The 19,341-nt window shown below is 62.7% G+C and carries 14 protein-coding genes; 9 read left to right on the forward strand and 5 right to left on the reverse strand.

What is annotated here, in order from left to right:
* Positions 1-647 precede the first annotated feature (647 nt).
* On the forward strand, positions 648-3,155 hold the full coding sequence (locus EDF56_RS22275) for a TonB-dependent receptor (protein WP_132391735.1): 2,508 nt from the start codon (positions 648-650) through the stop codon (positions 3,153-3,155).
* A 63-nt stretch (positions 3,156-3,218) separates the two neighbouring features.
* Here EDF56_RS22275 and EDF56_RS22280 read toward each other — a convergent pair whose 3' ends face one another.
* Positions 3,219-3,893 carry a M24 family metallopeptidase gene (locus tag EDF56_RS22280; RefSeq protein WP_132391737.1) on the reverse strand — a complete coding sequence of 225 codons (675 nt, stop codon included), beginning with the start codon at positions 3,891-3,893 and terminating at the stop codon, positions 3,219-3,221.
* A gap of 282 nt (positions 3,894-4,175) precedes the next feature.
* On the opposite strand from EDF56_RS22280, the gene EDF56_RS22285 reads away from it, so the two are divergent.
* The 4 genes from EDF56_RS22285 (at position 4,176) to EDF56_RS22300 (ending at position 7,980) form a co-directional block, all read left to right on the forward strand.
* Entirely contained in the window at positions 4,176-4,844 is a 669-nt protein-coding gene (locus EDF56_RS22285; protein ID WP_279389732.1) for a pilus assembly protein, read from the forward strand.
* Positions 4,838-5,512, forward strand: a complete 675-nt coding sequence (locus EDF56_RS22290) for a hypothetical protein (protein WP_132391741.1) — start codon at positions 4,838-4,840, stop codon at positions 5,510-5,512. Before EDF56_RS22285 ends, EDF56_RS22290 begins: the two co-directional genes overlap by 7 nt.
* A gap of 8 nt (positions 5,513-5,520) precedes the next feature.
* On the forward strand, positions 5,521-7,365 hold the full coding sequence (locus tag EDF56_RS22295) for a pilus assembly protein TadG-related protein (protein ID WP_132391743.1): 1,845 nt from the start codon (positions 5,521-5,523) through the stop codon (positions 7,363-7,365).
* A 147-nt stretch (positions 7,366-7,512) separates the two neighbouring features.
* The gene (locus EDF56_RS22300) at positions 7,513-7,980 is read left to right on the forward strand and encodes a low molecular weight protein-tyrosine-phosphatase (RefSeq protein WP_132391745.1); all 468 of its coding nucleotides are present in this window, start codon (positions 7,513-7,515) and stop codon (positions 7,978-7,980) included.
* Here EDF56_RS22300 and EDF56_RS22305 read toward each other — a convergent pair.
* Positions 7,977-8,564, reverse strand: a complete 588-nt coding sequence (locus tag EDF56_RS22305; RefSeq protein WP_132391747.1) for a GNAT family N-acetyltransferase — start codon at positions 8,562-8,564, stop codon at positions 7,977-7,979. The genes EDF56_RS22300 and EDF56_RS22305 overlap by 4 nt on opposite strands.
* Positions 8,565-8,836: 272 nt before the next feature.
* Here EDF56_RS22305 and purC point away from each other — a divergent pair, with 272 nt between their 5' ends.
* A complete protein-coding gene (gene purC, locus EDF56_RS22310; protein ID WP_054441309.1) occupies positions 8,837-9,619 on the forward strand; it encodes a phosphoribosylaminoimidazolesuccinocarboxamide synthase in 783 nt (260 codons plus the stop codon).
* A gap of 129 nt (positions 9,620-9,748) precedes the next feature.
* Positions 9,749-12,604: an insulinase family protein gene (locus tag EDF56_RS22315; protein ID WP_132391749.1), complete on the forward strand. Its 2,856-nt coding sequence runs from the start codon at positions 9,749-9,751 to the stop codon at positions 12,602-12,604.
* An 80-nt stretch (positions 12,605-12,684) separates the two neighbouring features.
* On the opposite strand, the gene EDF56_RS22320 is transcribed toward EDF56_RS22315, so the two are convergent.
* A complete protein-coding gene (locus EDF56_RS22320; RefSeq protein WP_132391751.1) occupies positions 12,685-13,563 on the reverse strand; it encodes an isocitrate lyase/PEP mutase family protein in 879 nt (292 codons plus the stop codon).
* Positions 13,564-13,817: 254 nt separating this feature from the next.
* Entirely contained in the window at positions 13,818-16,247 is a 2,430-nt protein-coding gene (locus EDF56_RS22325) for a TonB-dependent receptor (protein WP_132391753.1), read from the reverse strand.
* A 229-nt stretch (positions 16,248-16,476) separates the two neighbouring features.
* Between EDF56_RS22325 and EDF56_RS22330 the strand changes: the two genes are divergently transcribed.
* The gene (locus EDF56_RS22330) at positions 16,477-17,163 is read left to right on the forward strand and encodes a response regulator transcription factor (protein ID WP_165912334.1); all 687 of its coding nucleotides are present in this window, start codon (positions 16,477-16,479) and stop codon (positions 17,161-17,163) included.
* A gap of 25 nt (positions 17,164-17,188) precedes the next feature.
* On the opposite strand, the gene EDF56_RS22335 is transcribed toward EDF56_RS22330, so the two are convergent.
* Complete coding sequence (locus EDF56_RS22335; protein WP_132391757.1) at positions 17,189-17,860, reverse strand: HAD-IA family hydrolase; 672 nt, start codon at positions 17,858-17,860, stop codon at positions 17,189-17,191.
* Positions 17,861-17,919: 59 nt separating this feature from the next.
* Between EDF56_RS22335 and glmU the strand changes: the two genes are divergently transcribed.
* The gene (gene glmU / locus EDF56_RS22340; protein ID WP_132391946.1) at positions 17,920-19,296 is read left to right on the forward strand and encodes a bifunctional UDP-N-acetylglucosamine diphosphorylase/glucosamine-1-phosphate N-acetyltransferase GlmU; all 1,377 of its coding nucleotides are present in this window, start codon (positions 17,920-17,922) and stop codon (positions 19,294-19,296) included.
* Positions 19,297-19,341: the final 45 nt, after the last annotated feature.

The following is a 19,341-nucleotide window of genomic DNA, read 5'->3' on the forward strand; positions in this document are numbered from 1 at the left end:
GCCCGACAGCGCTGCCCAAGGCAGGCCACCACAATTTGCAAGCTTCCTCCTTACCCGGTCGGCTTTCCAAGCCGGCCGGGCCTCTTTTTGAGCGCGACCTGTCCGTCGCAGCCCCTCGACTATAACGAGTGCCTTGCGGTTGAAGATCCGGCGCGCTCGACTTCCAACCGACGAGTGTGGCTGAACATCGTGTAGCAGCCGTTCCACCGAAGCTTGTCCCCATGGCCGGACGGGTGTTGGCTCCGAGCCACCCTCAGATCGACGCCAATCAGGGAGCTGGCATCGGGGACCTCCATGCCGCCATCCGTGCTTTCAACTTGCAGAAGATCGCCTTCCTTAAGCCGTGCTTGCTGCAAACGTGCACCGTGAGAGCCCCGCCTCCGATGCCGTGACCATCCCGAAAATCCGCACCTTGGCGAAACGGCTTGCCCTGGTGCCACTTCCTGATGGGCATCCCATAGATCGCCGCGAGGAACCTTTTGGGAGGCAGGTCAGTGCCATGGGCGCCTTGGTGCGTCCGCATGGTTACACTTTTGTCGCAGATTTCACCTTTGTCGCAGGGCCGCGAAAATTTCCCTTGAATGAATCGCGAATCATTCGCATTAGCGCCGCATAATTGATACTCATTAGCAACAAGGGGGAATTTCGTGTCTCTGTCCCGTTTCCGCAATTCGTCGTCGCCTGCCTTCCTCGCGCTGGGATGCGTTCTTGCTGCTTCCCCCGCGCTGGCGCAGGAAGCCCAGACCGCCAGCGCACCCAAGCTCGGCGGCGTGACCGTGACCGACACGGCCATCGACGAGGATAGCTACAAGGTCGACAAGGTCGATTCCCCCAAATACACCGCTCCGCTGGTCGACACCCCCCGCTCGATCACCGTCATCCCCTCGCAGGTCATCCGCGACACCGCCTCGGCCTCGCTCACCGAAGCCCTGCGCACTGTGCCCGGCATCACGCTCGGCGCCGGCGAAGGCGGCAACCCGCAGGGCGACCGCCCCTTCATTCGCGGCTTCGACAGCCAGGCCAGCACCTACCTCGACGGCGTTCGCGACATCGGCGCGCAGAGCCGCGAAGTCTTTGCGGTTGAGCAGATCGAGGTCGTCAAGGGCTCCGACAGCTCGATGGGCGGCCGTGGCAGCGCCGGTGGCAGCATCAACCTCGTGTCGAAGACCCCCACGGCCGACCGCTTCGCCGCCGCCAGCGGCAGCGTCGGCACCGACGACTACAAGCGCGTCACGCTCGACGTGAACCAGCCGCTGAACGACTTCGTCGGTGTTCGCCTCGCCGCCATGTACCACGATCAGGACATTGCCGGCCGCGATGCCGTCTGGTCGAAGCGCTGGGGCGTCGCGCCTTCCGTCAAGCTCGGCCTCAATGGCCCGACCAGCCTGACCATCGGCTACTATCACCTCGAATCCAACGAACTGCCGGATTCGGGCATTCCCTATCTCTACACTTCGGCCAACGCCCCCGCCGGCGTGACCGAAACCGCTCCGGCCGAGCACTTCACGACGATCAGCGGTGTCGATGTCGACCGTCCGCGCGATGCCTTCTACGGCCTCAAGGACCGCGATTTCCGCAAGACCAACGTCAACAACCTGACGATCCGCGCCCAGCACGAGTTCGACAACGGCATCACCCTGCGCAACACCTCGCGCTATGGCCGCAGCGAGCAGGACTACGTCCTCACCCAGCCGGACGACCAGCAGGGCAACGTCTACGGCGTCAAGAATGCCGCAGGCACGATCACCGCTCCGGGCAATCAGGTCTGGCGCCGTGCCAACACTCGTTACGGCTATGCCGAGGGCCTGATCAACCAGACCGACCTGTTCGGGGATGCCAACCTCTTCGGTCTCAAGAACAGCTTCGCCGCCAGCCTTGAATTCGCGCGCGAAAAGGCCTCGACCGGCTCTTACGTGTCGAACGCCGCGACCGGCACCGCCATCGCGACCGGCTCGACGGTCAGCCCCCGCTGCAGCGCGAACATGGTTGCCCGCTACAACTGCACCTCGGTCGACAACCCGAATCCGAGCGATCCCTGGGTGAGCTACACCGGCGACGGGACGACCATCCCGACGGACATCGTGCGCAGCCTGCCCAAGACCCGCACGCTGACGCGCATCGACAGCTGGGGCGCCTCGCTGTTCGACACCGTCACCATCACCGATAATCTGCTGCTGAACCTCGGCGGCCGCTACGACCACTACAAGACCGTGGTCAGCCCGGGCCTCGCCGCGACTTCAACCGCCAACCGCCTCTATGTCAGCCGTACGGACAACCTGTGGAACTACCAGGCCGGCCTGGTCTTCAAGCCCACTGCCGACAGCAGCATCTACATCTCGACCTCCAGCGCCGCGACGCCTCCGGGCGCGTATCTGGGCCAGGGTAGCGAAGGCAACGCGCTCAACACCACGATACCCACGTCCCCGACCGCGCCAACACCGCAGGAACTGACCGACGCGCTGAAGATCGAACGGACCAAGTCCTACGAAGTCGGCACCAAGTGGAACCTGTTCGACAACACGCTCTCACTGTCGCTCGCAGCGTTCCAGACCCAAACCAAGAACGCGCGTACCACCGGTGACAACAACACTGTCGTCTTCGTTGGCAACCGCCGCATCCGTGGCATCGAATTCGGCTTCAACGGTAACATCACGCCGGAATGGAGCGTCTTCGGCGGCTACACCTACATGGACGCCAAGATCGTCGACGGCGGCAACTCCGCGCCCGTTACCGTCAAGGACACCGTCACCGGCCAGACCGTCACGATCAATACGCCGTCGCCCAGCACCGGCACGCCGTTCCCGAACACGCCGAAGCACAGCTTCACCGCGTTCACCAACTACAACGTGACGTCGAAGTTCACGCTCGGCGGCGGTGCGATCTACATGAGCAAGATCTACGGCGGTATCCAAAACGTGGGATCGCCTACTCTGGCCAATGGGCAAATCACCATGCCGCGCACCCTCGCCCGCATGGTGCCGAGCTACTGGCGCTTCGACGCCAGCGCCTCGTACAAGATCAACGACATCGCACAGCTTCAGCTGAATGTGCAGAACGTCTTCAACGAACTGTACTACGACAAGGCCTACACGGCACACTTCGCCAGCCAGGCTCCGGGTCGTACCGCGATCCTGACGCTGAACGTCAAGTACTGAGACCAGACGCTTTAAACGAACGGCCCGTCCCTCACCGAGGGGCGGGCCGTTTGCCGTTATGGGTTAGGCCAGAAGGTCTTCGTGGAAAGCGCCAAACGGGCGCGTCGGATGGCGGATCTGCATTTCGAGGATCCAGAGCCCCGTCCCCGGCACGGCATCGAAGTCGCCCAGATTGCCGCCCTTGTGCACCGAATGCGGATAGTCACTCACCCGGTGCCCGCGAATGTCGAGATTGAGCACCCAGCCCATCGCCCGCGCCTCTTCCTCCGCCCGTTCATAGAGAGCGCGGCCCGAGACCGCCCCGCCGTCCCAGATTGCGCGAACGCGGTCGAACAGCGTGCGCACCGCTTCGGCACAGGCCTGCATCTCGGGATCGTCGCCGACCGTATAAGTCGCGCCGACATCGCCTTCATGTCCCAGGAAAACCGGGCCCATGTCGATGAAGAAGATGTCGTTCTCGGCAAGGACGGTGTCCCCCTGCGAACGGTCGCTGAAGATCTTGAGCGTGTTGCTGCCGAAGCGGATCAGCAGGGGATGCCAGGAACGCTCCATGCCCAGCTCTTCGAGAATGGCGAGACCGACTGCATTGGCCTCGCTCTCGCGCATGCCGGGGCGGATCAATGCGGCGATCCGGTCGAGCGCCTGCCACGAGAGTGCCTGCGCCGCGCGAAGATCCTCGATCACATAATTCGGGCCCACCGCTTCGCGGGGCTGGGCTCCGGTTTGGGACGCGGACATGGGCTGGCTACTCCGAAACTGATGCATGGGGCGGCCGTTTGACGGCCGCCCCATGCATCAGTCAAGCGGATTGGCCGTCTCCTGCTTGAACACGGTATTGTTCTGGACGAACAGAGTCTGCGTAACCGAGAAGTTGTCGGCGTGGCTCCGGTATGAGTGTGAGAAGGACCGCGAGAACCAGCGCCGAATGCCTCAGACACTTCCGTTTTCCCTGCGTTACTGGCCATTTACGAAATCTAAACCCTGAACTTCCAAAATGGACATAAGGGGGGCCTTGTGGCGATGTTGCGCAGTTCCATTCGAGTTCTGAGAACGGTTCGCCGACATGGCACCGAGTTGTCGAGAGACCGCAGCGGCGTGGCAGCGATAGAGTTTGCCTTCTCCGGACCCATGTTCATCGCGCTCATGCTCGCCACCATGTACACCGTTCTTATCCTCCTGGCGCAGCAGATGCTGGAAACGGCAGCACAGGATGCAGGACGCCTGCTGCTCATTGGTTCCGCACAGACGATAAAACAGTCCAACGGCACCTACGGCCTGACGGCAGCTGACTTCAAGAACGCAATCTGCAACGGCGCTTCCGGCACTGACTCGAGCGGCAACCCCATCACCATTCCCGTGCTTTTGCCGCCGATGCTCTCATGCTCAAAGCTCACGGTGAATGTCACCACGGCAGCCACCTATAACGTGGCCAGTACGGCTGCTCCTACATTCACCTATAACAGCAGTGGCGTTTTGACCTCGACCGGCACGGGCTACAATTACCAGTCCGGTGGAAGCGGCCAAAGCCGCATCATTGTCCTGCAGCTAAGCTACCTGTGGCCAACGGGAGCGGGTCCTTTAGGCGTCAATCTCATCAATCAGCCCAACGGCAATCGCCTACTCACGGCAACCTCCGTTTTCACGACAGAGAACTTCTCATGCAATTCGGCAGGACAAACCTCGTGCTGAAGCGCCTGGCACGTAGCACCAATGCCTCCGTCCTTGTGGAGTTTGCGTTCTGCATGCCGGTACTTCTCCTGCTGTACATCGGCGGCACCGGCCTGTCCGATGCGATTGCCTGTAATCGCAAGGTTGCCACCGCAACCCGTTCGCTGGTCGATCTCGTCAGCCGAACCATGTCGCCAACAATCATCTACAACGATCCGACGAGCGCCGACGCCAAATCGTATCTCAGCGCCAGCGCAGTCGTCCTGGCACCCTACAAGCTGAACAACGCCACACAGCAGATCTCGCTACTGAGAGTCTGCGATGCGACGCATGCTTATGTGGTGTGGACCCAAGCCCAGACACAGAATGTGGACGGCAGCACGGTTGCCGCCATAACTTCGAGTCAAAGTGCCGGAACACTACCCACGAGCGCAACGCAATCGGCAAGCAACGTCGTCAGTATTCCAAGCAACATGATCACCACGCCCATGGTGCCGACGTCTCCGGATGGATCGAATGTCTGCACCAACTATGCCCCAGGCACCAGCACCAAAACTCAAGTCGGAACCGCAGGTGGCTGGCTGTTCGTAGGGCAGATCAATTACACGTACACACCGGCGGTCAGCTTCGTCACGCTGAACACCACACAATTGACCTCGACCATTTATATGGTTCCTCGTCTTTACTAGGTGCGCATATGAAACTGACGCCCTCTTCATTGATGTCTTCGCGATTTGTGCGGCGCCTCGCCAAGCTAAAGTCCGATCAGCGCGGCAATATGCTGATTTTGATGGGTTTTGCAATCGTTCCGCTAACCTTCACTGTAGGTTTCGGAATTGATTATGCTCGCGCGATGCGCCTGCGGACGCAGCTGAATGCAGCGGCCGACGCTGCCGTGCTGGCAGCCGTCGCACCCACCATGATTCTTCAATCGGACAGCGCGTCGGCCGCTGCCGCAACGAGCATGTTCAATTCACAGGCCGCTCTACTGAGTGGCTACCAGAACTTGCAAATGACGCCCACCATCACGGCAAGCACTTCCTCCGGAAGTAGCGGCGCCTTGGGCTACTTGCGCAAAGCTACCATCAGCTACACGGTGCAATCCATCAACCTGTTTGGCGGCATACTGGGGCACAATACCCTCACAGTAACCGGCACTTCTTCCGCAAGCGCGCAGCAGCCGCCCAACGTCGATTTCTACCTGGCAATGGACAATTCTCCATCCATGCTTCTGCCTGCGACTTCGGATGGCATTAAGAAAATTCAAGATGTGACGGGCTGCGCTTTTGCATGTCATCAGCAGATGCCGCATAGCGACAGCATTAATGTCAAAGACCCCAGTAACCGCCAGGTTCTGCTGTCCACGAGCTATTACACATCGGGATCTTCCAATGAAAAAGTGTATTATCTTTACGATAGTACCAACAGCATTCTTTACACCAGTTCCGGCACGCCCATGAACACATCGTCTACGTCGGTTGCAACCCCCGCGCCGACGACTTCGGGATCCGGCACATCAGCGACCACTACCGCCAAGAGCATCTCGACTGTAACGAGCACGACCTACTCGATCACCGACAGCACAAGCGGCCCAGTTAAAATAACCAAAAGCATGTCGTCGCAGGACACGACCACAACAACCGTCACGCAGTATGGAAACTCCACGACCTCCACGTCCACAGGACCTAAAAACAACCTCGGATCCTCAACTTACGACACTGGATACTGGGCCGACGGTTACTGGCTAACGCACAATTACGGGCTTCTTTATGGTAGCCCCTCCAGCCTCACCTTGCGGAAGGACGATGTTGTTTCGGCCGCCTCGCAGTTGATTCCATTCGCTGCCAACCAGGCTGCCCAATATCAAGTCACCTACAGGGCGCAGATGTTTTCTTTCGACTGGACAAGGTCTGGCAAAAGCACGCCGGTAACCTCGCTGAACACTCTGAAAGACGTCGCGACGTATGGCAGTGGTTTTTCTGTCGCATCCCTCTTCCCGGCAGATGACTACTGGTGGAAAAACAGCCAGCCCACCAGCAGCACGAACAACAACGACCAATCCACCGAAATGACCAATATGTTGACCGCCATGAACGCGATTATTCCTACCGCGGGCACGGGTGCGACCGGATCGACTCCGCAAAAAATTCTGTTCATCGTAACTGATGGTATGCTTGATCAGCCTGATGGAGGCGGTCGTTATTTTGGGCCACTGCGTACAAGTGATCTCACGCAATGCACTGCGATCAAGGCCAAGGGAATCAAGATTGCAGTGCTTTATACGCAATACTTGCCGGAATCGCTCGCTGGCGACTCTTGGTCCCAAACAAACGTCGCTCCATTTTTGCCAGCTCCTCCGTCGCCCTATCCAGCGGGCGGCGCGGGATCTTCCGACCAAGTCCTTACCGCACTTCAAAGCTGCGCATCGCCCGGCACCAATGGGCAACCTCTAGTGCAGACCGTGACCACGACCGACAACATTACGACGGCGCTTCAGCAGCTGTTTTCGACAGCGCTCCAGACCGTTCGATTGGTCCAATGACAATTTACTGGTCTACGGAGTAGAAGCGCAAAATGCCTCCTTCGGCTATCTCAAGCCGAAGGAGGCCGCGAAACTCGGCAACGCTGAGATGCACAAAAGGCCGATTCGCCGTTGAGCCATATGCCCCCCGGCGCTAGGCCCGGGCATATGAGTGCGTACCCCTCCTTCCTCTTCGTCTGCCTCGGCAATATCTGCCGCTCGCCTCTTGCCGAGGCGGCGATGCGTCATGAGGCAGAGGCCGCCGGTCTCGACCTCATGATCGATTCAGCGGGGACAGGTTCATGGCACATCGGCAAGGCCCCCGACCCACGCTCGCAGGCAGAGGCACTGCGCCATGGCATCGACATTTCGGGCTATCGCGCCCGGCAGGTAGTCACGGCCGACTTCACCCGCTTCGACCACATCATCGCGATGGACAGCAGCAATTTCGCCAACCTGGAGCGACTGGAGCCACGTTCTTCCCGCGCGCGGCTGTCGATGCTGCTCGATCATGTGCCGGGCTGGGAAGGCCATGATGTCGACGACCCCTATTTCGGCGGACCGGAAGGCTTCGTGACGACTTGGGATCAAGTCAGCGCAGCGGCCCGCAATCTCGTCGCCGCGATCCGCGCCTAAAGCGGGCGCATCCAGTATTGCAGCCGCTTGGCGGTTTCCTCGCTGTCGCGGTGATCTTTCCACGACAGCGCGCAAGTAAGCCCCGGGACCGGCGCATATCCGCGCTTGTCCCAGAAAGCATCCAGCGGCCGATAGTCTCGCGGCCGGTCGGGATGGTCCTCCGGGCGGATCACCGCCGCGAAAGTCGCTGCCGCCGCGCCGTAGCGGCGCGCCTGTGCCTCGCGGTGGTCGAAGAAGGCATGGCCGATCCCCTGCCCTCGCCACGCGGGCAGCAGCACCGATTCGCCGAAATAATAGAGCGATCCGACATCGAACCCCGCGTCCTCGAACGGAATCCGCAGCGCCTCTTCCTGCGCCGCGAGCGGCGAAGCGGTGGCGAGGCCGACGATCCGGCCGTCCACGCTGGCGGCCACCAGAACCGCGTCAGGGGCGGCGGCGAAGGCGGCAAGATAGTCCCGCTCGTAACCGGGATCGCCGTCGTAGAGATAGGGCCATTCCGCGAAGACCGCGATCCGCAGGCGCGCCAGATCGTCCATTGCGGCAAGGATTTCGCTGCCGGTGAGAGCACGGATCGTGACAGTCATGTGCCCTGCCTTCCTTGTGCCATCACGGCCCAAAATGGGTTCGCTCAAGCGGATAGCCCCCGCCTCCGGCATCGGCAATCCCTGCCTCCGTCCCGCCCTGTATCACCCCCCGCCGCTTCGATTGTACCGGCCTGTCAGCCCTTGCAACCAAGCCGGTTTGCTTTTGCCCCCCATTGAACTATATGCCCGCTCGAACGCCCCGGCTGCGCGGTCGCCCAGCGACGCCCCGCGCGCCGTGGCTTGCTCTTTTACCCATTCAAGGACGAACACGCATGTCCCGTCGCCGCCAGATCTACGAGGGCAAGGCCAAGATCCTCTACGAAGGCCCCGAACCCGGCACGCTGATCCAGTATTTCAAGGATGATGCCACTGCGTTCAACGCGCAGAAAAAGGGCACGATCCAGGGCAAGGGCGTGATCAACAACCGTATCAGCGAGTACGTGTTCACGCGCCTCAACCACATTGGCGTGCCCAACCACTTCATCCGCCGCCTGAACATGCGCGAGCAGCTGGTCCGCCAGGTCGAGATCATCCCGATCGAGGTCGTGGTGCGCAATGTGGCCGCCGGTTCGATCTCCAAGCGCCTCGGCATCCCTGAGGGTGAGCCGCTGCCGCACACGCTGATCGAATATTACTACAAGGACGATGCGCTGGGCGATCCGATGATCGCCGAAGAGCACATTGCCTGCTTCGGCTGGGCCACCAACGAGGAGATGCAGGACATCGCCGCGATGGCCATCCGCGTGAACGATTTCATGTGCGGCATGTTCGCGGCGATCAACATCCGCCTCGTGGACTTCAAGCTCGAATTCGGCCGCATCTGGGACGGCGACTACAGCCGCGTGATCCTCGCGGACGAAATCAGCCCCGACGGCTGCCGCCTGTGGGACATGTTCACCGGCGAAAAGCTGGACAAGGACCGCTTCCGCCGCGATCTCGGCGGTGAGGAAGAGGCCTATCAGGAAGTCGCCCGCCGCCTCGGCCTGCTTCAGGACGACAACGGCCCGAGCGAAGTCTTCGACCTGTCTAAGCACCGCAAGCTGCGCGGCAAGTAAGCCGCGCGCAAGCGAACACGTTGAAAAGGCCCGGCGTGCCCCACGGCACGCCGGGCCTTTTCGTTTTTTAACAGGGGGCTGCGGAACTCCGGCTTGTGGAGTTCGGCCCGGTGGGGCACTCCAACGCCCATGCGTACCGCCCTGATCGCCGTTCTCATCGTTCTTGCCCCGCTTCCGCTGGCCGCGAAGGAAGCGCCTGCCCCCGCGTCTGCTCCCCGACCCGACGACACCAGCTGGGCTTTCGAGAAGAGCGACGTGCCGGTGGATCCGGATTTCCGCTTCGGACGCCTTGCCAACGGCATGCGCTATGTGATCCGCCACAATGCCACCCCTGCCGGCACCGCCGTTGTACGCATGGATGTCGCGGCCGGATCGCTTGATGAAAGCGACAGTGAACAAGGCTTTGCCCACTTCCTCGAACACATGGCGTTTCAAGGTTCCACGCACGTTCCCGAAGGCCAGATGGTGCCGCTGCTGGAGCGTGAGGGCCTGGCCTTCGGGGCAGATACCAATGCCTCGACCACGTTCGAGCGCACTGTCTACAAGCTCGACCTGCCCCGCGCCGACCAGCACTTGCTCGATACGGCGCTCATGCTCATGCGCGAAACCGCGAGCGAGCTGACGATCTCGCAATCCGCGCTGGAACGCGAACGGGGCGTCATCTTCTCGGAAATGCGTGACCGCAACACGTTTTCCTACCGCAATGTCGTCTCCCAATCCGGTTTCTTCTATCCCGCCTCGCGCTATGTTCGCCGCTTTCCGATCGGCACGGCCGAGACGCTGAACGGCGCCACGGCGGAGACCCTGCGTGCCTTCTACACGCGCGAATATGTGCCTGCTCACGCCACGCTGGTGGTGATCGGCGATTTCGACGCGAATGTGGTCGAAGCCGCGATCCGCAGCCGGTTCGGCGACTGGGCTCCGCGACCGGCGGAAGCGCAGCCCGATGCCGGGCCCGTCGACGGCCGAGACAAGGGCCGCACCGGTATCTGGATCGATCCTGCCCTCTCCGAGCGCCTTGTGATCCAGCGCAACGGCGCCTGGCTCGATGAGCCCGACAGCGTGGCCCAGCGGCAGGAAAACCTTCTGCGTTCGATCGGTTACGATGTGATCAACCGCCGCCTCCAACGCCTCTCGCGCACCGCCGAGCCGCCGTTCCGGGGCGCCGGCTTCGGCACCGGCGACATGTTCAAGGCCGCTCGCTCGACGCGCCTCATCATCGACAGTGTCGACGGCAAGTGGGCAACCGCGCTGGAGGCCGCCGCGCGCGAATATCGCCGCGCTCTCGCCCAGGGTTTCACCGAGGCCGAGATTGCCGAGCAGGTCGCCCAGTTGCGGACCTCGCTCACCGATGCCGCCGGCTCCGCCGCCACCCGCAGCAATGGCGCGCTCGCCGCCGCCGCGCTCTCGCTGGTCGATGATCGGCAGGTCCCCGGGACGCCGAAGTCGGTGCTCGACCGCTTCGTGGCCTTTGCTCCGCAGATCAAGCCGGACGCCGTGCTCGCCGCGCTCAAGCGGGAAGCCATCGCGCTCGATGAGCCGCTGATCCGGTTCGAGGGCCGCACCGCGCCCACCGGCGGCGAGAAAACGATCCGCGATGCCTGGCAGCAGGCCATGCGCGCGCCGATCGCCACGGAGGAAGCCGGCGCAGTGGCCGCCTTCGCCTATACCGACTTCGGCAAGCCCGGCACGGTCGTATCCGATACGCGCGATCCGGTGCTGGGCATCCGCGAGGTGCGCTTCGCCAATGGCGTCATGCTCAACCTCAAGCATACCGATATCGTCAAGGACCGCGTCGACGTCAGCCTCGCCATCGATGGCGGCGACATGCTCGACACCAAGGACAATCCGCGCGCGACCGACATGGTGCCCTATATCGACGAAGGCGGCCTCGGAAAGCACAGCCGCGACGAACTCGATACGATCATGGCGGGCCACACGCTGGGCATCGGCATGAGCAATGGCGAGGCGAGCTTCGTGGCGCAGGACGGCACCACACCGCGCGATCTGGAACTCCAGTTGCAACTGTTGACCGCCATGATCACCGATCCGGGTTTCCGACCCGAAGGCGAAGTGCAATATCGCCAACAGATCAACACCTACTTTGCCCGACTGCGCGCAACGCCGGCCTCGGCGCTTCAGGCCGATCTCAGCACGATCATCTCGGACAACGACCCCCGCTTCAGCCTCGGCAAGGTTGAGGATTATCGCGCCGTCACCTTCGATAAGTTGCGCCGTGATATCGGCGACAGGCTGGTACACGGCGCTATCGAAATCGGCGTGGTCGGGGACATCGACGAGGACAAGACCATCGCCATGGTCGCGGGCACATTCGGCGCCCTGCCCGCGCGCGAATCTGCATTCCGCTCTTACGGCGACCAGCCGCCGCGCACGTTCACGGCAGACCGCACCCCGCACGTGGTCCGCCACACCGGCCCCGCCGATCAGGCGATGCTGCGCGTGACATGGCCGACACGCGACGATTCGGATCCGGTGGAATCGCTGAAGCTCCAACTGCTCGAACGCGTGGTCCGCATCGAATTGACCGACAGCCTGCGCCAGGCGCTGGGCAAGGCCTATTCCCCCACGGCGGGCGTCTCGCTCTCACGCCATTGGAAGGGCTACGGCACGTTCGCGGTGGTTGCCTCGATCGACGTTGCCGACGTTCCGGCCGCGCGCAAGGCGATCGGCGTGGTCATGACCGCGCTGCGGAAGGCGCCGATCAGCGACGACATACTGCAGCGCGCGCGCCAGCCGCTGCTCGAAGCTTATCAGAACGCGCTCAAGAGCAATGGCGGGTGGCTCTCGCTGGTTGACCGTGCCCAGACCGAAAGCGACCGGATCGACCGCTTCCACCGGGCGCACGACCGGCTGGCTGCCCTGACCGCCGCCGATGTGCAGGCGGAGGCAAAGCGTTATCTCGATCCGGCACAGGGGCTTGAGGTTTTGGCACTGCCTGAAGGCGTTGCCGAATCGGCGAAATAGAAAAAAGCGCGATCCCCGCCTGCGCGGGGACGACGGAGTGGTAACACGGGGGGCTTCCCGATGAGGAAGCCCCTGCCCGTCTAGCGCGCGTGGTTGGGCCTTGTCGGCCGTCCGGTGCGTTCTGCCCATTCGACGATCAGATCGTCATAAAGCTTCTGGTCGATCAGGTCGTACTTCTCGGGGAAGTTGGTGAATGCGTTCATTGCACTCGCCACTGAACCGGTCTCCATCAGTTCGCGCGCCATCCGGAGATGGCCCACCGCGGCCGAGACCCAGCCCCAGCCGGTCGAAAGCGTGAAGGCCGTGTTCGGCAGATTGAAGCCCAGCGTGCAGACCGGAATCGGCATGTGCGGGATCACTTCAGCCTGCTGCTCCGGCGGCGCGCTGGCGAAAACGATCGCGTCGGCCCCCGCCTCGGCATAGGCCTTGCCGCGCCGGATCGCCTCCTCGACCGAACCGCTGCCACCGCCGCCGTTGGCCACGGTATAGAGTTCGTCACAGCGGGCGATGATCACAAGGCCGGAATCGCCCCGCGCCTTCACCCCTGCCTCGATCCGCAGCTGCATGTCCTCGATCGAGCAGAGGCCGTTGACGTGCTTGGAATGCTTCGGATTCACTTCATCCTCGACGTGATAGCCGGCGATCCCGGCGGCCACATAGCGGCGCGTGAAGTGATAGGCATCCGCCACCGTCTCGCCCAGCGTGTCGGCATCGACGATCAGTGGGATGTCGATGGCCTGCGCGATCCGGCCCGACTGCTCGATCATCTCGACCTGGCTGAACACGCCATTGTCCGGCACCGCGTAGTGGAAAGCAGAGCAGGCATGGCCGCCGAGATAGGCCGCCTTGAAGCCGACATGTTCAACGGCCCGCCCGGTGATCGCCGAATAGGCCTCGGCCGCGACGAAGTGCTCGCCGTTCTCGATCAGCGCACGCAGCTTTTCACCCGGTGTCGGCATCGTCATCGTCTCCCATTCTCGCGGCCCATCCCGCGGAAGGGTCCGTCACGGCGAATGGCTCGCATGATCGGGCCGCAGCGACAAGCAGAGCCGCCATCGCCCCCGCGTTCATCGGCCCCGCGAAGGATGCCCGCTCACGATGAGAGCCCCAAAAAGAACACGCGGCACAACCGAAGTCGCGCCGCGTGCAGGAAGCAGGCAGGAGCCCGCCGGCAGACCCCAGGGTAGGGCCTGCCAGGATAGGACTGGTTGAATTAGAAGCTGACCGTGCCTTCCACGCCGAAAGTCCGGGGCGGGTTGAAGTTGGCATAGTCGCCCAGTACGCCAGCGTAGTTCCTGACGCCGGTCTTCGGGTCCGTCGTGTACTTCGAGTTGGCGGCCGAACGACGATAGATGTTCGTTTCGTTGAGCAGGTTGCGGCTCCACAGCGAAACCGTCAGCTTCGAACCACCATCGGTGAGCGGAATGTCGGCAAGGGCGATGCGGCCGTTGACAATGAAGCTGCTCTGCGTCTTCGTGTCTTCGTCCTCGAAGCTGTACTGCGGATCGGAATAAGCCGCATCGAGGTGGAACAGCACGCTTTCGTCGCGCACACCCACCGGGATGCTGTAGTCGATGTAGCCCGCAGCCGCGTTCTTCGGCGTGTAGACGATGAAGACGTTCTGGTAGACCGGGTTGGTATCGGTGCTGAGGAACGGATTCAGCGTCTTGGGAACGTGCGTGTAGGTATAGGCGTACGATGCGCCGAGCGTCAGGTTGTCCATCGGACGGACACTGAGTTCCGCTTCAACACCGCGGATCTTGGTCGTACCCGGGGCGTTGATCGTCTCCTGCGTGTGCAAGTTGAAGTACGGGCTGGTGGGATCGTTGTTGACGTTGTCGAAGTCCACCTGGGTGCCGGTGCGATCCATGATGTAACCGGCCAGGTTCAGGCGAACCATGCGGTCGAGGAACATCATCTTGGCGCCGACTTCGTAGGACTTGACCGATTCGGGCCCGAAGGCGGCGAAGGTCTGCGAACGGTCGTTGGCGCCGCCGGCACGGTAGCCGGTCGCGTACTTGGCGTAGAGGTTGATGTCCTGCGTCGCGTCGAAGGCCAGCGTGACCATCGGGTCGAAGCGGTCCTTGCGGAAGCGGAGAATGTCGTTGACCGCGACGCCGTTGACCATGTCCAGCGCGCCATCGCGCTTGTCATGCGTGTAGCGGCCGCCGGCAGTCAGGTGCAATTGGTCCAGACCGGCAGGCGTGTACGTGGCCTGCGCAAAGGCTGCGATGCTCTGTGCCTTGGCGTGGCTGTCGCGCTGGATGAACAGCGAGGTGTCGTCCCAGCCCTGGTTGTTCGAGGTCACCGGGCCAGTCACGATCGGGCTGAGCACGGTGTAGCCGGTGCCGTCCGCGTTCCACAGGTTCGAACTCGGCGTCGCGGCGTTTTCGTTGGCATGCTCATTAAAGTAGAAGGCGCCGGCCACGAAATCGACCTGCGGCAGGCTGCCGACCAGCTGCAGTTCCTGGCTGAACTGGCGCTGGCTGAGGAACGAAAGCGAGTAGCGGCTGAACTTGGCGTTCGGCAGGAACACGGTACGGGCGGGGCCACCCGAGTTGTCGTACTGGTCGGTATCGACCTGGCGCCATGCCGTGATCGAGCGCACGGTCAGTTCCGGGCTGATCTCATAGCTAAGGTTGCCCATGATGCCCTGCGTGCGGTCAACGCTGTACTGCTGCGGCACGCCGACATCGGCGGTCTTCACGCGCTTGTCGCCGGTAACGTCGACGATCGGCGCAAGCGGCGAGATGGTGCCGGAAGCCGCCTTACCGCCATGGCTGTTAATGTAGTCGAGAGTGGAAACCGCGTACCCGTTCGGGTTGTAGTTCACCAGCTGGCTGTAGTTCGGCGTGTTTTCGTCACGCGACTTGTCGAACGAGATGTTCGCGGTGAACCCGTCGATCGGCTTCCACAGGGCCTGAACGCGGCCGCCGACGCGGTCGTAAGCGTTCCAGCCCTTTTCGCCGACCAGCGGGTTCTTAACCGTGGGATCCTGGTGCTGGTAGACGCCGTCGACCTTGATCGAGATGTGATCGAATTCGGGGAAGTCGATGTGCGCTTCGCCGTTGCGCTGGCCGTAGTTGCCCACGCCCGCCACAACGCGGCCGCCGAATTCGCCGGTGGGCGAAGCGGTGACGATGTTAAGCGCGCCGCCTTCGGTGTTACGGCCGAACAGGGTGCCCTGCGGACCGCGCAGCACTTCGATGCGCTTCACGTCGAACAGCGCGGCGTTCAGACCCTGCTGGCGGCCGAGGTAGACGCCGTCGAGGTAGACGCCCACGCCCTGGTCGCGCGCGGTCTGGTTGGCGTCGAACGGCACGATGCCGCGAATGCCGACGGTCAGTGCCGACTGGCGCGCTTCGAACGTGGCGACGCGCAGCGAGGGCACGCTGCCGCTCGCGAGGTCGATAAGGCTCTGGACGTGCTGCTTCTCGATATCGTCGGCGCCGATGACCGAGATGGCGATCGGGGTCTTCTGAAGGTCGGTTTCCCGCTTGGTGGCGGTGACGATGATTGTCGTATTTCCGCTGCTTTCGGCAGCAGGGCTGGCGGCGGCATCATCGGCGTAAGCAGCGACGGGCGCCTGGCTCAGCGCGACGACGCTGCAGGTGGCCGCCAGACGAATGGCGTGGCGAATCATGAGAAACTCCCTGAATTCTTTTGAATTTCTTCCGCTCGGACAGAGTGGAAGATGCGCCCGCTGGGGCGACATGGAGGCTCACTAGGGTTGGGACAGGTCAGAACTGTGTTGCTTTTTTGTGCTTTTCTTGACCGGATTGTGACGCGCAGAACATGACAAATTTGACACGTGTGTGGCGGCCGCAGTGGGCCTAATGCGACGCATAAATGCCACTGAGTTACGGAATGCCATGATCAAATCCGGCGATATCATGCTGACTTCGGGCGACCTTGCCCACGTCAGCGCCGTGCGCGACAACTTCCTCACCTTCGAGGCGGAAGTGATGGATGCGACCGCGCTTTGCGCCCGCATACCGCGAGGGCCGACCTGGGTTTTCGTGGACTGGTTGCTGCCGGAAATGTCGGGCCTGCAGCTTTGCGGCCTGCTGCGTGACCGGATCAACGACCATCCGCTGCACATTACCATGGTGCTTGGCGAGCCGGATCCCCGCGCTCAGGCCCGCGCGCTGGATGCCGGAGCGGACGACTATCTGATCGGCCCGCTCACGCCCAAGGCGCTGGTGCAGCGGCTGCGCATCTATCAGCCGGTTTCGGCCGCCCGCAAGGAAGCTCCCGCGATCCAGATCGGCGAACTGGTCATCCAGCCCGATTCCCACCTGACGCGCTACAAGGGCCTTGTCGTGCCGCTCCAGTCGAACGAGCAGCGGCTGCTCAACCACTTCGCACGCAATCCCAATCGCGTGTTCACGCGCGGCGAGCTGATCGGCGTGCTCGGCAAGAGCATCGCCGTTTGCGACGAACGCACGGTCGATTCGTGGGTCAGCCGCCTCCGCCGCAAGCTGCGCTCGATGCAGGTCCCGCACCTGCCCCGCACCGTCCGCTCGTTCGGTTACGTGTTCGACAGCGTGGAAGCCTGATTCGGCTCCCTGCCCGGAGCACGAATCAAAGGCTTTCGAGCGTGGGGATCAACTCGTCGAAATGATCGATCACCGCCGTGGCGCCAAGGTCGTGTGGCGGCCTGTCGTTGAAGCCGAAGCTGACCGCGACGCAGGGAATGCCCGCAGCCGCTGCTGCGCCGGTATCGTAAGTGGTGTCTCCCACGAAAGCAGCCCTGCCGCCGCCCGCGCGTTCCAGCATGAGCTCGATCAGATCGGGCTTGGGTTTCGCGCGGCCCGGGCCCAGCGTATCGCCGCCGATCACGGTGAAAAACTGATCGGACAGCCCGAGTTCGGCGAAGATCTGCACCGCCAGCGCTTCGAGCTTGTTGGTCACGATCGCCAGTTTCACCCCGCGCGCGGCAAGGCCGTCCAGCATTTCCGCGCCGCCCGGATAGAGCCGCGTGGTCATGACGACATGGTCGGAGTAGAAGGCAAGCAGTGCCTGGTGCAGTTCTTCCAGCCGCGCGTCGGAAACGCCGCCGCCGGTGACTTCAAGGCCCTTGGCGAGCATCTTCCGGGCGCCGCCGCCAACCAGATCGCGCACGGCGTCCACCGCAATGGGTGGTCGCCCCTCGATCGCCAGCGCATGGTTAAGCGCCAGGGCGAGATCGCCCAGCGTATCGAGAAGAGTACCGTCGAGATCGAAGCCGACTACGTCGAAGGGGAAATCCGTCATCCGCCCTTCCGTGGCCTGCCGATGTGGAAACCGCAACAATTTGCTGGCAAGTGATGAACATGGTCGAAAATTCCAACCCGCTCGCAATCGTCGTCCTCGCCGCCGGCAAGGGCACTCGCATGAAGAGCGATCTTCACAAGGTCCTTCACCCGATCGCCGGCCGCCCAATGCTGGAACACCTGCTGGAAAGCGCCGCCGCGCTCTCGCCGGAGCGGCAGGTGGTGGTGGCCGGGCATGGCCGCGAACAGCTTGAAAAAGCGCTGGGCAGCCGCGCCGCGATTGCCGTGCAGGAACCGCAGCTCGGCACCGGGCATGCGGTGCAGCAGGCCGAGGGCGCCCTCGCCGGATTCTCGGGCGATGTGCTGATTCTCTACGGCGACGTGCCTTTCGTCACCACCGAGACCATGCGCGCGATGATCGAGCGCCTTCATGCGCCCGACGCGCCCGCCGTTGTCGTGCTCGGCTTCGAACCGGAGGATCCGCTCCAGTACGGCCGCGTGCTCGCACATGATGACGGACGCATCGTCATGATGGTCGAATACAAGGACGCGAACGAAGAGCAGCGCGCCTGCCGCCTGTGCAATTCGGGGCTCATGGCGGTGAAATCGGCCGACCTGTTCGACTTGCTCTCGCGCGTCGGCAACGACAATGCGCAGGGCGAATATTACCTTGTCGACATCGTCAACGTGGCGACGCTGGACGAGCGGACGTGCGCGGTCATCGTCACCGACGATCCGCACGAAGTGGGCGGCATCAACAGCCGCGGCGAACTGGCCGAGGCGGAAGGCCGCTGGCAAGCCCGCCGCCGCGTGCAGGCGATGGCCGACGGCGCCTCGCTGATCGCGCCCGAAACCGTGTTCTTTGCGTTCGACACCAAGCTCGGCCGCGATGTCACCATCGAACCCAACGTGGTGTTCGGCCCCGGCGTCACCGTGGCGGACGGCGTTACCATTCACGCGTTCTCGCACCTTGAGGGCGCCACGCTGGACACCGGTACCACGGTCGGACCTTATGCCCGCCTGCGCCCAGGCGCGGTGCTTCGCAAGGGCGCCAAGGTCGGCAACTTTGTTGAGATCAAGAACGCCGAACTGGGCGAAGGCGCCAAGGCCAACCACCTCTCCTACATCGGCGACGCCAGCGTGGGCGCGAAAGCCAACATCGGCGCGGGCACGATCACCTGCAATTATGACGGCTACTTCAAATACCGCACCGTGATTGGCGAGCGCGCCTTCATCGGTTCGAACAGCGCCCTCGTCGCGCCCGTGAAGATCGGCGCCGACGCCATTGTCGCGGCAGGCAGCACGGTCACCCGCGATGTCGCCGATGGCGAACTGCGGCTGGTGCGCGGGGAACAACTGGTCAAGCCTGGCTGGGCCGACCGTTTCCATGATGCGATGAAGAAGAAAAAGGCCGAACGGGCAGCCGGCGGCAAGTGATTGACCGGGAGGGCGGCCAAAACCGCCCTCCTCGTCAATTCATGG

This window comes from Novosphingobium sp. PhB165 (assembly GCF_004341845.1).
In the GTDB taxonomy this organism is placed as follows: Bacteria; Pseudomonadota; Alphaproteobacteria; order Sphingomonadales; family Sphingomonadaceae; genus Novosphingobium.